The organism is Mesorhizobium sp. B4-1-4 (assembly GCF_006439395.2).
GTDB lineage: Bacteria > Pseudomonadota > Alphaproteobacteria > Rhizobiales > Rhizobiaceae > Mesorhizobium.
The window spans coordinates 4,303,754-4,316,644 of the sequence record NZ_CP083950.1; the positions used below are offsets into that span (position 1 = coordinate 4,303,754).

Annotated in this window: 12 protein-coding genes; 5 read left to right on the top strand and 7 right to left on the bottom strand. The window is 61.7% G+C overall.

Annotated elements, in window-relative coordinates; translation table 11 throughout:
- Positions 1–7 precede the first annotated feature (7 nt).
- Both cobS and FJW03_RS20645 read right to left on the bottom strand, forming a co-directional pair.
- The gene (gene cobS, locus FJW03_RS20640; RefSeq protein ID WP_056576002.1) at positions 8–994 is read right to left on the bottom strand and encodes a cobaltochelatase subunit CobS; all 987 of its coding nucleotides are present in this window, start codon (positions 992–994) and stop codon (positions 8–10) included.
- Between the two features lie 124 nt (positions 995–1,118).
- A complete protein-coding gene (locus FJW03_RS20645) occupies positions 1,119–1,748 on the bottom strand; it encodes a J domain-containing protein (protein ID WP_140764454.1) in 630 nt (209 codons plus the stop codon).
- Between the two features lie 178 nt (positions 1,749–1,926).
- Between FJW03_RS20645 and FJW03_RS20650 the strand changes: the two genes are divergently transcribed.
- Positions 1,927–2,229 carry a BolA family protein gene (locus tag FJW03_RS20650; protein ID WP_140608681.1) on the top strand — a complete coding sequence of 101 codons (303 nt, stop codon included), beginning with the start codon at positions 1,927–1,929 and terminating at the stop codon, positions 2,227–2,229.
- A 41-nt stretch (positions 2,230–2,270) separates the two neighbouring features.
- Here FJW03_RS20650 and FJW03_RS20655 read toward each other — a convergent pair whose 3' ends face one another.
- Both FJW03_RS20655 and FJW03_RS20660 read right to left on the bottom strand, forming a co-directional pair.
- Positions 2,271–3,824: an acetolactate synthase large subunit gene (locus FJW03_RS20655; protein WP_140764457.1), complete on the bottom strand. Its 1,554-nt coding sequence runs from the start codon at positions 3,822–3,824 to the stop codon at positions 2,271–2,273.
- Between the two features lie 184 nt (positions 3,825–4,008).
- The gene (locus FJW03_RS20660) at positions 4,009–4,809 is read right to left on the bottom strand and encodes an alpha/beta hydrolase (protein WP_140764460.1); all 801 of its coding nucleotides are present in this window, start codon (positions 4,807–4,809) and stop codon (positions 4,009–4,011) included.
- Positions 4,810–4,984: 175 nt separating this feature from the next.
- On the opposite strand from FJW03_RS20660, the gene FJW03_RS20665 reads away from it, so the two are divergent.
- From FJW03_RS20665 to FJW03_RS20675, 3 genes are read left to right on the top strand one after another with little or no spacing between them, the layout of a single operon-like run.
- Positions 4,985–6,934 carry a PrkA family serine protein kinase gene (locus FJW03_RS20665; RefSeq protein ID WP_140608687.1) on the top strand — a complete coding sequence of 650 codons (1,950 nt, stop codon included), beginning with the start codon at positions 4,985–4,987 and terminating at the stop codon, positions 6,932–6,934.
- Positions 6,935–6,953: 19 nt separating this feature from the next.
- Positions 6,954–8,264: a YeaH/YhbH family protein gene (locus FJW03_RS20670; RefSeq protein WP_140764463.1), complete on the top strand. Its 1,311-nt coding sequence runs from the start codon at positions 6,954–6,956 to the stop codon at positions 8,262–8,264.
- Positions 8,265–8,275: 11 nt separating this feature from the next.
- Entirely contained in the window at positions 8,276–9,820 is a 1,545-nt protein-coding gene (locus FJW03_RS20675) for a SpoVR family protein (protein ID WP_140764466.1), read from the top strand.
- 33 nt (positions 9,821–9,853) lie between these two features.
- On the opposite strand, the gene FJW03_RS20680 is transcribed toward FJW03_RS20675, so the two are convergent.
- From FJW03_RS20680 to FJW03_RS20690, 3 genes are read right to left on the bottom strand one after another with little or no spacing between them, the layout of a single operon-like run.
- A complete protein-coding gene (locus FJW03_RS20680; RefSeq protein WP_140764468.1) occupies positions 9,854–10,744 on the bottom strand; it encodes an HlyC/CorC family transporter in 891 nt (296 codons plus the stop codon).
- Between the two features lies 1 nt (position 10,745).
- Positions 10,746–11,882: a 3-dehydroquinate synthase gene (gene aroB, locus FJW03_RS20685; RefSeq protein ID WP_140764471.1), complete on the bottom strand. Its 1,137-nt coding sequence runs from the start codon at positions 11,880–11,882 to the stop codon at positions 10,746–10,748.
- Positions 11,879–12,487 (bottom strand): shikimate kinase, encoded by a 609-nt coding sequence (locus FJW03_RS20690; RefSeq protein ID WP_140608697.1) that lies wholly within the window; start codon positions 12,485–12,487, stop codon positions 11,879–11,881. The genes aroB and FJW03_RS20690 overlap by 4 nt, the downstream gene beginning before the upstream one ends.
- 203 nt (positions 12,488–12,690) lie before the next feature.
- Here FJW03_RS20690 and FJW03_RS20695 point away from each other — a divergent pair, with 203 nt between their 5' ends.
- Positions 12,691–12,843, top strand: coding sequence for a histidine kinase (locus tag FJW03_RS20695; RefSeq protein ID WP_140608908.1), 153 nt, complete (start codon positions 12,691–12,693; stop codon positions 12,841–12,843).
- Positions 12,844–12,891 lie beyond the last annotated feature (48 nt).

Here is a 12,891-nt window from a genome sequence, read left to right on the forward strand (position 1 = left end):
GCTCTGCTTAGCCCAGCACCACGTTGGCGGCGCTCTCCGGTAGATCCTCGCCAAAGGCGCGCTGGTAGAACTCGGCAACCACCGAGCGCTCGAGCTCATCGCACTTGTTGAGGAAGGTCAACCGGAACGCCATGCCGATATTGCCGAAGATCTCGGCATTTTCGGCCCAGGTGATCACGGTGCGCGGGCTCATCACGGTCGACAAATCGCCATTGATGAAGGCCGAGCGCGTCATGTCGGCGACGCGCACCATCTTGTTGACGATGTCCTTGCCCTTGCCGTCGCGATAGTGCTTGGCCTTGGCCAGCACGATGTTCACTTCATTGTCGTGCGGCAGGTAGTTGAGCGTGGTGACGATCGACCAACGGTCCATCTGTGCCTGGTTGATCTGCTGCGTGCCGTGATAGAGGCCGGTGGTGTCGCCTAGGCCGACCGTATTGGCGGTCGAAAACAGCCGGAACGCCGGATGGGGACGGATGACCCGGCTCTGGTCGAGCAGCGTCAGCCGGCCCGACGATTCCAGCACGCGCTGGATGACGAACATCACGTCCGGACGGCCGGCGTCATATTCGTCGAAGCAGAGCGCGACATTGTGCTGATAGGCCCAGGGCAGGATGCCGTCGCGGAACTCGGTGACCTGCAGCCCGTCCTTGACGACGATCGCGTCCTTGCCGACAAGATCGATACGGCTGACGTGGCTGTCGAGGTTGACGCGCACGCAGGGCCAGTTGAGGCGCGCCGCGACCTGCTCGATATGGGTCGACTTGCCGGTGCCGTGATAGCCCGAGACCATGACGCGGCGGTTATAGGCAAAGCCGGCGAGGATCGCCAACGTCGTCGCCTTGTCGAACAGATAGTCGGGATCGACATCGGGCACATGCTCGCTGGTGACCGAATAGGCCGGTACCACCATCTTGGAGTCGAAGCCGAATTTCTCCTTCACCGACACCGTCGTGTCGGGCAGGTTGGCAATGTCGCGATCGACCTTGTTCATATCTCTCAACGTCTCCCACGGGCGAAACGTCCCGTTTCGCCGGCAATCGATTTTGTTCGGGGGCGGTCTTAGAGCCTTTTCCACCCTTATGAAAGTTGGAAAACGACACAAACCATAGGGTCGCTCAGCACAGGCCCGCCTGTTTGAGCACGCGATAGGCTTGCAGCACATCGCGGAACCGGTCTTCCGAACCTCTGTCGCCGCCATTCGCATCCGGATGGTGACGCTTCACCAGTTCCTTATAGCGCGCCTTGATATCCTTGCCAGTCGCCTTTGTATCAAGGCCAAGCGTTTCCAGCGCCTTGGCCTCAAGCGGCTTGGCCTTGCGCTCGCGCGCCTCGCGCGGGTCCTTCGGTCCCTTGAACAGGTCGAACGGGTCGCGCATGCGGTTGTAGTAGCCGGCGCGGCCGGAGCGCATCTGCGCCATATCGGGCGACGAACGCGTCGAGGCGCCGTTGATGCCCATCTTCCAGGTAGGCCGGTGGCCGGTCATCGCCTCCTTCTGGAAGCGCGCCACCTCGGTGTCCGGCACACCGGAGAAGTAGTTGAAGCCCTTGTTGTACTCGCGCACATGGTCGAAGCAGAAGCGGAAATACTCGCCCTCCTTCATGCGCCCGACCGGCGCGCGATGGGTACCCGGCTCCTTGCAGCCATCCCATTGGCAGATCGGCGAGTCCGACTTCACCTCCGCGTCCTTCTCCGGGCGGATGCGAATCTTCTCGAAATATTTGGGATACGGCTTCATCTCACCCATTTATGGGGCGTTCGCAGATGCGAAACAAGAATTGACATTTTCGCGATCATCGCCCTAACCGCTGAATCGCGGCTTAAAAGCGGACGAACGATCCATTTTGTTCGAACGATCTATTTGTTGAAGCGTTGCAGCGGCCCCAGGCTGACGCACCAGCCATATGTGGTGAAGGGAGATGGCGATGTCCATACAGGCGATCATGGAAGACAAGCTCAACAAGGCATTTTCGCCCGAGCGGCTGATCATCATCAACGAAAGCCACCTCCATGCCGGCCATCACCATCATGGCTCCGACCATCACGGTGCCTATGACGGTACCGGCGAGACGCATTTTCGCGTCCGCGTCGTCGCGTCCGCCTTTGCCGGCATGAGCCGCATCGACCGCCACCGCGCCGTCAACGAACTGCTTGCCGACGAATTGAAGGCCGGTGTGCATGCGCTGGCGATTGAACCGGCGGCTCCCGGCGAAAAGACCCGCTGGTAGGTCGTTCAGCCGGCGACCTACGGCTCGCCTTTCGCAAACGGTCAGATCAGCGCTTCGATGAGGAACGGACCGCGCCGAGACAAGGCGCTGTCCAGGAGCGCATCGAACCGCTCGCATGTGTCGGCGCGCGCCGCCTCCACGCCCATACCTTTGGCCAGCGAAACCCAGTCCAGCGCGGGCTGGTCGAGGTCGAGCATGCGCCTGGCATTCTCGCCGATGGCACTCACGCCGACATTGCGCATCTCGCCATGCAGAATTGCGTAGGTCCGGTTCGAAAAGACGATCGTTACCACGTCGAGATTTTCCCGCGCCTGCGTCCACAGGCCCTGCACCGTATACATGCCGCTGCCATCGGCTTCGAGATTGATCACCTTGCGGTCGGGACAGGCGATTGCCGCCCCGGTCGCCATCGGAATGCCGCCGCCGATCGATCCGCCCGTGCCCATCATGTAATCGTGTGGCGCCGCGAATGCCGACAGCGCGAAGAAACGGCGCGCCGAGGTAACCGCCTCATCGCAGACGATCGCGTTGTCCGGCAGCTTGCGCGCCACCGACAGCGCGATGGCATCGTCCGTCAGGTTGCCGCTCGGGGTTGCCTCCTCTGGAAGGGCGGTCGCGGACATCATCTGCCGCGACGGCTTGACACCGAACTCATCGCGGAGCGCCTCCAGCGCCGCGTGCAGGTCATCGCCATGGGCGGCGAGTGTCATCACCTGGCAGTCTTCCCTGACAAGCCGTCCGGGTTTTCCCGGATAGGCGAAGAAGGCGACCGGCTCTCGCGCGCCGACCAGCACCAGCACGTCGATATCCCTGAGCAACCCCGTCGCCGCATCGATTGGATAAGGAATGCGTGTCGGCGCCACTCGCCCGCGCCCACGTTGCATCCGCGCGATCAGCACCTCGCTGAACAGACGGACATCGCTGGCGGCTGATATCTGGCCGGCGATCTCGAGCCCATCGGCCCGTGCGGCCCGCCCGCGGACGACCATGCCGACGCGGCCTGGAGCGCTTCGGATCGCGGCGGCGACCTTGCGCACGGCGTCCATGTCGACGGCCGGCGGCGGCGGAACGACGACCTTGCCCGACGAGGCCAGGGCAGCGTCGCCCCAGGCAGCATCAGCCGGCAGGATCAGCGTCGTGACGCCCGGCGGCGTCAGCGAGGCGCGAAAGGCCGCCTCCGTCGCCGGCTGAACATCGGCCGGCCCCTCGATGCGGCGAACCCATTTGGACATCGGCGCCGCAAGGCCTTCGATATCACTGGTGAGCGGCGCGTCGAGCGGCAGGTGATAGGAGGCATGGTCACCGACGATGTTGATCATCGGGCTGAACGCACGCCGGGCATTGTGCATATTGGCCAGCCCATTGGCGAGACCCGGGCCGGTGTGCAGCAGCGTCGCGGCGGGACGATCGGTCATGCGCGCATAGCCGTCGGCGGCACCGGTCACGACGCCCTCGAACAGGCCGAGCACGCAGCGCATTTCAGGCTTGCGGTCGAGCGCGGCCACAAAATGCATCTCGGAGGTGCCGGGATTGGCGAAGCAGACCGTCACATCATTGGCCAGCAGCACATCGCACAGGACAGCGGCACCGTTCATGCAATTTTCTCCCGCTCACGATCGAGGAGCAATTCCGGGAAAAGCGTGAATCGGTTTTCCGTCCGGAGTTGCGTCAAGACAAACAGATAGCGCAATTGCACCCACGGACGTCCGCGCGGCAATATCCCGCCGCCGCTTTTGGCATGATCCAGTGACAGAGGGGGCGGACGGAAATCGGCAGGGATCAGCCGACCGTCGATTTCAGGAACGCCAGCGCGGCGGCGGTCAACGCGTCGCCGTCTTCGCCGAAATCGCGGTTGATCGACAAATGCGTGTAGGCGCTGCCGTCGAACAGCGTCACTTGCGTGCCCGTGGCGCGCAGGCGCTCGGCGAAAGCCTTGGAGTCCCGGTCACGACCCTCGGCGCGGGAATAGGCGATGAAGGTCGGCGGATGCTTGCGGCCATCGATATAGCTGGCCGGCGACAATGCCGCCCATTGCGAAGGATCGGAAAAGACCCGGGCATAGGCCCGCACCATGCCGCCGTTTTTCTGGAGCGCCGCAAGATCATAGGCCCTGGTGTCGTCGAGGATGAGCGCCGCCACGCCAGGCAATCCGCCGCGCATGCCGGTCAACGCAATCAGATGGCAGCCGGCCGAATGACCCATGCCGACGATGCGGCTGGGATCGCCGCCAAACCGGGCGATGTTGGCCCTGACATAGACATAGGCCCTTTCGACGTCGCCGGCCTGGGTCGCGACATCGGCTTGCGGCAGCATGCGGTAGTCGATCGAGACGAAGCAGAACCCATTGGCGAGCAGGAAGGCCGGCTTGGCGTTCACCTGCGTACGTTTGCCGAACTGCCAGGTGCCGCCATGGACGAAAAAGACGACCGGCAAGCCCTTGGCGCCATCGGGCGCATAGATGTCGAGCTTGGCCGGCCCGTAGTCGAAGGTCCTTGGCACCGGGCCGCGCAAGGCGGCCGACCCGCGCCGTGGCAGCATCGTCGCCATCGAAGCCAGGACAAATCTTCGTCGGTCAATCATTGTGCTCCCGCCATCTCTCCTGTTCCATGGCGAGCGTCCAACGCATGGGCAGCATCCCCGGTTTCATGTGCAGTGCACGTACTCCCGTTGATGTGAAGGGAACAACAATGCGTTCCGACAGTTGAATAGGTAAGTGGCCGTTCGACAGCCAAAAACGGCTCTGAGGGTAAGCATCATGGGTGAGAACCAGTCTGACGTCTTCAATCTGTTCTCAGAGATTTATACCAAGGCGGCTCAGGAGGAGATCAGTCTCCAGCAATATCTCCTGGCCTGCCGCGAAGACAAGTCGATGTACGCCTCGGCCCCCGAGCGCATGGTCGAGGCGATTGGCGAGCCGAACCTCGTCGACACCAGCAAGGATGAGCGGCTCGGGCGCATCTTCTCCAACCGCACCGTCAAGATCTATCCCTCCTTCTCCGACTTCTATGGAATGGAAGATACGATCGAGCGGATCGCCGGATATTTCCGCTATGCCTCCCAGGGACTGGAGGAGCGCAAGCAGATCCTCTACCTTCTCGGCCCTGTCGGCGGCGGCAAATCCTCTCTTGCCGAAAGGCTGAAGAAACTGATGGAAGAGCGACCGATCTACACGCTCAAGGTCGGCAACCAGATCAGTCCGATTTTCGAATCCCCGCTTGGCCTTTTCCATCCTGATCGCATGGGCGACCTGCTGGAGGATAAATACGGGATAGCCCGGCGCCGCCTCAACGGACTTATCTCGCCTTGGGCGGCCAAGCGGCTGGACGAACTGTCCGGTGACATTTCCAAATTCAGCGTCGTCAAGCTGATGCCGTCGAGATTGCGCCAGATCGCGATCGCCAAGACCGAGCCCGGCGACGAGAACAACCAGGACGTCTCGGCTCTGGTCGGCAAGGTCGACATCAGACAGTTGGAAAATTTCAGCCAGTCCGATCCGGACGCCTATTCCTACAGCGGCGGCCTGAACCGGACCACGCAAGGCCTGCTCGAATTCGTCGAGATGTTCAAGGCGCCCATCAAGGTCCTGCATCCGCTGCTCACCGCGACCCAGGAAGGCAGCTACAATGGCACCGAGAATTTCGGCTCCTTCCCCTATCAGGGCATCATCATTGCCCATTCGAACGAGTCGGAGTGGCAGCAGTTCAAAAACAACAAGAACAACGAGGCGTTTCTCGACCGCATTCTGGTGGTCAAGGTGCCTTACTGCCTGCGCATCACCGAAGAACGGCATATCTACGAGAAGCTGTTGCGCGAGAGCGAACTGGCTGGCAGCCCCTGCGCGCCTGAGGTGCTGGACATTCTCAGCCGGTTCACGGTCTCGACCCGTCTTGCGGCGCATGAAAATTCGCCGCTCTACACCAAGATGCGCGCCTATGACGGCGAAAACCTCAAGGAGGTCGATCCCAGGGCCAAGTCGGTTCAGGAATATCGCGACGCCGCGGGGGTCGACGAGGGCATGACCGGCGTAAGCACACGTTTTGCCTTCAAGATCCTGTCGCAGACTTTCAACTACGACACCAACGAGGTCGCGGCGGACCCCGTGCATCTGATGTATATTCTTGAAGAGGCGATTAAGCGCGAGCAGTTCCCGAAGGAGACGGAAGCTGCCTATCTCGAATTCATCAAGTCGGAACTCGCGGCGCGCTATGCCGAGTTCATCGGCCATGAAATCCAGAAGGCTTATCTGGAATCATACAGCGAGTATGGCCAGAACCTTTTCGACCGCTACATCGCCTATGCCGACGCCTGGATCGAGGACCAGGACTACAAGGATCCCGACACGGGACAGATCCTCAACCGTGAGATTCTGGACAAGGAATTGTCGCAGGTCGAGAAGCCGGCCGGCATCGCCAATCCCAAGGACTTCCGCAACGAAGTGGTCAAGTTCACGCTACGGGCACGGGCGCGCAATCATGGCCGCAACCCGTCCTGGACAAGCTACGAAAAGCTGCGCGAAGTCATCGAAAAGCGCATGTTCGGCCAGGTCGAGGACCTGCTGCCGGTGATCAGCTTCGGCTCCAAGCAGGACAGTGTCACGGAAAAGCGCCACAATGAATTCGTGCAGCGCATGGTGGAACGCGGCTATACGGAGCGGCAGGTGCGCCGGCTTGTCGACTGGTACATGCGCGTGAACAAGGCGGGTTGAGGCAAGCCCGAACGCTTCCATGCCGATCTTCATCGACCGCCGCCTGAATCCGAAGGACAAGAGCCTGGGCAATCGCCAGCGCTTCCTCAAGCGCGCGCGCGAGGAACTCAAGCGAAGCATCCGCGACAAGGTCCGCGAGGGCCGCATCGCTGAGGTCGGCCGCGAGCATGCCGTGCCCATGCCGCATAAGGACACCAGCGAGCCGGTGTTCAGCGATGCCGGAAATAGCGGCCGACGCCAGCACGTCCTGCCCGGAAACAGGACTTACATTTCCGGGGATCTGATCCCCAAGCCCGGGCGGGGAGGCATGGGCTCCTCCGCTCCCGGAAACAAGGAATCCGAAGACGATTTTCGTTTCGTGCTGTCGCGCGAGGAGGTTCTCGACCTCTTCTTCGAGGATCTGGAACTGCCAGATCTGGTCAAGCTCAATCTCAAGCAGATACTGACGTTCAAACCAAAGCGGGCGGGCTTCGCCTCCAGCGGGTCGCCGACCAACATCAACGTCGGCCGCACCATGCGCAACAGCCATGGCCGCCGCATCGCGCTTCGGCGTCCCAAACAGGCGCAGTTGGACGCGATCGCCATGCAGATCGCCATACTGGAAGCACAACCGCTCGACACGGCAAGGCGCGAGCGGATCGCGGCTTTGCGCGAGGAATTCGACCGGCTGGAACGTCGCCGCAGGCGAGTTGCCTATGTCGATCCGGTCGACATCCGCTTCAATCGTTTCGACCCGCAGCCACAGCCCAATGCCAGCGCCGTCATGTTTTGCTTGATGGATGTGTCCGGGTCCATGGGAGAGCGCGAAAAAGATCTGGCCAAACGGTTCTTCGTGCTGCTGCACCTCTTCCTGACGCGCCGTTATGAGAGGACGGACATCGTGTTCATTCGACACACTCACGAGGCCCAGGAGGTGGACGAACAGACGTTCTTCTATCACACCCAGAGCGGCGGCACCGTCGTTTCCACGGCACTTGAGGAAATGCATCGCATCATCGAACAGCGCTACCCGGCCAAGGAGTGGAACATCTATGCCGCCCAGGCGTCCGACGGCGACAATTTCGCCACCGACTCCGAGCGCTGCATAGAGCTTCTCGGCGGCAAGCTCATGCGCCTGTGCCAGTATTTCGCCTATGTGGAGATCATCGATGAACGCGAGAGCCATATTTTCGGTTCGACCGAAAACGGGACCTCGCTCTGGCGCGCCTACAGCACTGTCGATGGAAAATGGCCAAATTTCCAGATGAAGCGCATTGCTGCTCCAGCCGACATCTATCCGGTCTTTCGTGAACTCTTCGCCAGGCAGCCGGCACTGCGCAAAAGCGCATGAGGACAAGGCGGATGGGCACTCCAGCGCGCAAATCCGAATTGCTCTTTTCCGGGGCGGACTGGGACTTCAAGAAACTGTCGCGGGTCTACGACGAGATCGAAGCGCTTGGGATGGAAGAGCTTCGCCTAGACGTTTACCCCGTGCAGATGGAGGTCATTTCCTCCGAGCAGATGCTCGACGCCTATTCCTCGGTCGGTATGCCGCTGATGTACCAGCATTGGTCGTTCGGCAAGCATTTCCTCTACAACGAGCTTCTCTACCGCAAAGGCAGACGTGGGCTGGCTTATGAATTGGTCATCAACTCGAATCCCTGCATCGTCTACCTCATGGAGGAAAACACCATGGCGTTGCAGGCCCTGGTGACGGCCCATGCCGCGCTTGGACACAATCACTTCTTCAAGAACAATCATCTCTTCCGGCAATGGACGGACGCAGGGGGGATTCTGAGCTATCTGAACTTCGCCAAGAGCTATATATCCCGATGCGAGGAACGACATGGCCTCGCCGCCGTGGAGGCGATCCTCGATTCCGCCCACGCGTTGATGGACCAGGGCGTCTTCCGATATCATCGGCCGCCAAAACCGTCAGGGGAGCAGCAGCGCGAAGAGCTTCGAGAGCGCCTCGAATACGAGGAACGCTCCTACAACGATTTGTGGCGTACGCTGCCTCCTTCGCAAGAGGACGACAAGGCCGAAACTAGCGAAGACGGCGTGTCGGAGCGGAAGAAATCGCTCCATCTGCCGGAGGAAAACCTGCTTTATTTCCTTGAGAAAACCAGCCTTATCCTTGAGCCCTGGCAACGTGAGATTGTCAGGATCGTCCGCGTCATTGCCCAGTACTTTTATCCGCAGCGGCAAACCCAGGTGATGAACGAGGGTTGCGCCACCTTCGTGCACTACACGCTCATGAACACGCTTTTCGACCGTGGCCGCATCAGCGAAGGCGCCATGCTCGAAATCCTGCGCAACCATTCGAATGTGATCTTCCAGCCGTCCTTCGACGACCCGCGGTTTTCCGGTATCAATCCCTATGCTCTGGGTCTGGACATGATGCAGGACATCCAGCGCATCTCGACCGAGCCCACAGCGGAGGATCGTGATTGGTTCCCTGACATTGCCGGCCGCGGCGACTGGCTTGAAACCTTGCTCGACGCCTGGGCCAATCACCGCGACGAATCCTTCATCCGCCAATATCTCAGTCCGACCCTGATCCGGAAATGGCGGTTCTTCGTGCTGGGCGACGGAGCCGACCAACCGCACTACGAGGTCGCTTCGATCCACAACGAGCGCGGCTACAACAGGATAAGGGCCGCGCTGGCCCAGAGCTATGATTTGGGTGCAAGCCGGCCGGATATCCAGGTCGTGGACGTGGCCCTGCTCGGGGACAGGCATTTGCGGCTGCAGCACAAGGTGAAGAATGGCATCATGCTCGATAATGAAAGCCGCGACGCAACCCTTCGCCACATCCGAAATCTCTGGGGTTACGAAGTCAGCCTGGTGGCGATCGACGCCGAAACGGGGGCGACGCTCAGCGAACGCTGGACCAAGGACTGCTGAGCGTAAGCATGATCCTAATCCGACAATCCTGGTCTAAGCGTCGGCCGCGGGTCTGATTCTGAGCCTTGCGATCCGGTTCTTGTCGCGCTTCATGACGATGAAGCGCTTGCCGTGGAAGGTGAAAGCCTGCTTTTCCTCGGGGATAGATTGCGTCTCGTGGATAACGAGGCCGGCAATCGTGGTCGCCTCCTCGTCCGGCAGGCTCCAGTCGAGCGCCCGGTTGAGGTCGCGGATCGGCACGGTGCCGTCGACGACGACCGAACCGTCGGCCTCCTGCTTGACACCCTGGATGTCGACATCGTGCTCGTCGGCGATCTCGCCGACGATCTCCTCGATGATGTCTTCCAGCGTCACCAGTCCCTCGACCTCGCCATACTCGTCGACGACGACGGCGAAATGCGCCTTGCGTCGCAGGAAGGCGTTGAGCTGTTCCTGCAAGGTCGTCGTGTCGGGCACGAACCACGGTTTCGAGGCGATCTTCATCACGTCGATTTGCGAAAAATCATTGCCGACTTCGTTCAGCGCGCGCAGCAGATCCTTGGCGTGCAGCACACCGACAATGTTGTCGAGCGAGCCTTTCCACAAAGGCATGCGGGTGTGCGGGCTTTGCAGGATCTCGCGCACCACCGCTTCCGGCGCATTGTCGGCATTGACCGAGCGCATGTTGGTGCGATGCACCATGATGTCGGAGACTTCGAGCTCTGCGAGATCGAACAGGCCGCCCACGCGGTCGCGATCCTCGCGCACCACCTGGCCATCGCGGCGGAAATCATCGACCGCGCCGCGCAATTCGGCCTCACTCGAGCGCTGCGGTTCGATGCGCGACAGCTCGTAGCCGAGCACGGCCAGCAGGCTCTTGCGCAACGCAAGGGCCAGCAGGACGAGAACGGCAAGGATGGCGGCAACGATCCAGCCGGTCTCCATCTCAGCCGGCTTTCCTGCTGACCGGATGGTTTTCCCTGAGGAACGACAGCACTTCCGAGGCCGGCACGTCCTTGGCAATGAAGGCCTGGCCGATGCCGCGCGTCAGGATGAAGGTCAGCGCGCCCCGCGACACCTTCTTGTCCTGGGTGATGAAGGCGAGCAGCGCCTCGGCATCCGGCAAGTCGCCCGGAATGTCGGCCATCCGCCACGGCAGGCCGACGGCGCGCAGATGCGTCTCGACACGCGCCGCGTCATCGGGGCTCGCCAGGTTGAGCCGCGACGAGAACCGATGCGCCAGCGCCATGCCAATGGCGACGCCTTCACCATGGACAAGGCGGGTTCCGTCATACTGCGTGGCGGCCTCCAGCGCATGGCCGAACGTGTGGCCGAGGTTGAGCAGCGCCCGGTCACCGGTCTCGAACTCGTCGCGGGCGACGACATCGGCCTTGGCGCGGCAGGCCTCGGCAATCGCCTGCGCCCTCTCCGGACCGCCGGCGAACACCTTGGCCCAGTTCGCTTCCAGCCAGGCGAAGAATTCCGGCCGGTCGATCAGCCCGTATTTGGCAAGCTCGGCATAGCCGGCGCGGAATTCGCGGACCGGCAGCGTGTCGAGCGTTTCGGTGTCGGCCAGCACCAGCTTGGGCTGGAGGAAGACGCCGACAAGATTCTTGCCGCGCGGGCTGTTGATGCCGGTCTTGCCGCCGACCGAGGAATCGACCTGCGCCAGCAGCGAGGTCGGGATCTGCACGAAATTCATGCCGCGCCGCACAATGCCGGCGGCAAAACCGGTGAGATCGCCGATGACGCCGCCGCCAAGCGCGACGACCACGTCGCCGCGCTCCAGCCTGGCGGCCAGAACGCCATCGACCACCTCCTCGAGATGGGCGAAGCTCTTGGTCTTCTCGCCGGGCGGCATCGTGATGACAACGGGCTGGATGCCGCCCTTCTCGAGCCCGGCCTTCAGCGTATCGAGATGCGCGGCGGCGACATTCTCGTCGGTAACGACAGCGGCGCGCGTGCCCGGCAGGCGGCGCGCGATCTCGGTGCCGGCGCGCGAAAGCAGGCCGGAGCCGATCAATATGTCGTAGGCCCGGTCGCCGAGCCCGACTTCGACGGTGACTGGCTGATCCGCGCTCATGATTCGACCTCGCCCGTCGCGACGATCGCATCGATGCCGAAATGCCGGCACAGCGCCTCCACCACCTCGGCCGCGATGACCTCCTTGCGGTCGTCGCGGGTGGGCACGGTGACATCCGATGTCGCATAGACCGGATAGCGCTCCCCCATCAGTCGCTCCAGCACGGCGCGCGGATCGGCGCTTTTCAGGAGCGGCCGGTTCTGCTTCTTGGAAACACGGTCCATCAGAAGGTCGAGCTCTGCCTTCAGCCACACCGACACGCCACGGGCGGCGATGGCCTCGCGCGTCTGCGCGTTCATGTAGGCGCCGCCACCGGTGGACAGAACCTGCGGGCCGTTCTCCAGCACGCGCAGGATGACACGCTGCTCCAGGGCCCTGAACTCGGTCTCGCCGTAGCGCTCGAACAGTTCAGGGACGGTCATGCGCGAAACGCTTTCGATCTCATGGTCGCTGTCCATGAACGGCAACGCCAGCATCGTCGCCACCTTGCGGCCGATCGCCGTCTTGCCGGCGCCCATCAGCCCGACAAACACGATGGACCGGTTGCCCAGCTGGCCAAGCAGCGCGGCATGGGTCTCGCCTGGAGGATTTGCCTGTGCGTTCATCGGCGTTTCTTGGGCCCTCTTTGCCGGCGTATCGACATGAAAAGCCGGTTTGCGTCAAGCGCCGAGTGCCCTGAGCCCGATATGGGCAGACGGACGCATCAGAAGTTGCGAACAGGCCTCCGCTTGTTCTTGAATTGGCCGGATTGGCGTCCCATAAGGGCACAGGGTTTGGAAACGCAGAACAAGAAGACGAGCGAAAATTGATGCCGACACTGTTTCGCTTTGTCGTGACCCTCGCGATTCTGGCCGGCATTGCCTATGGTACGATGTTCGCGCTGGTGATGTTCGTCGAGCCGAAAAAAGCGGAGATGAGCGTGCGCATCCCCCAGGAAAAGCTGAATCCCCGGAAAAACTGAGCTCCAGGAAAAACTGAGCTCCAAGAAGAAACCGATCTCGGAACCGCC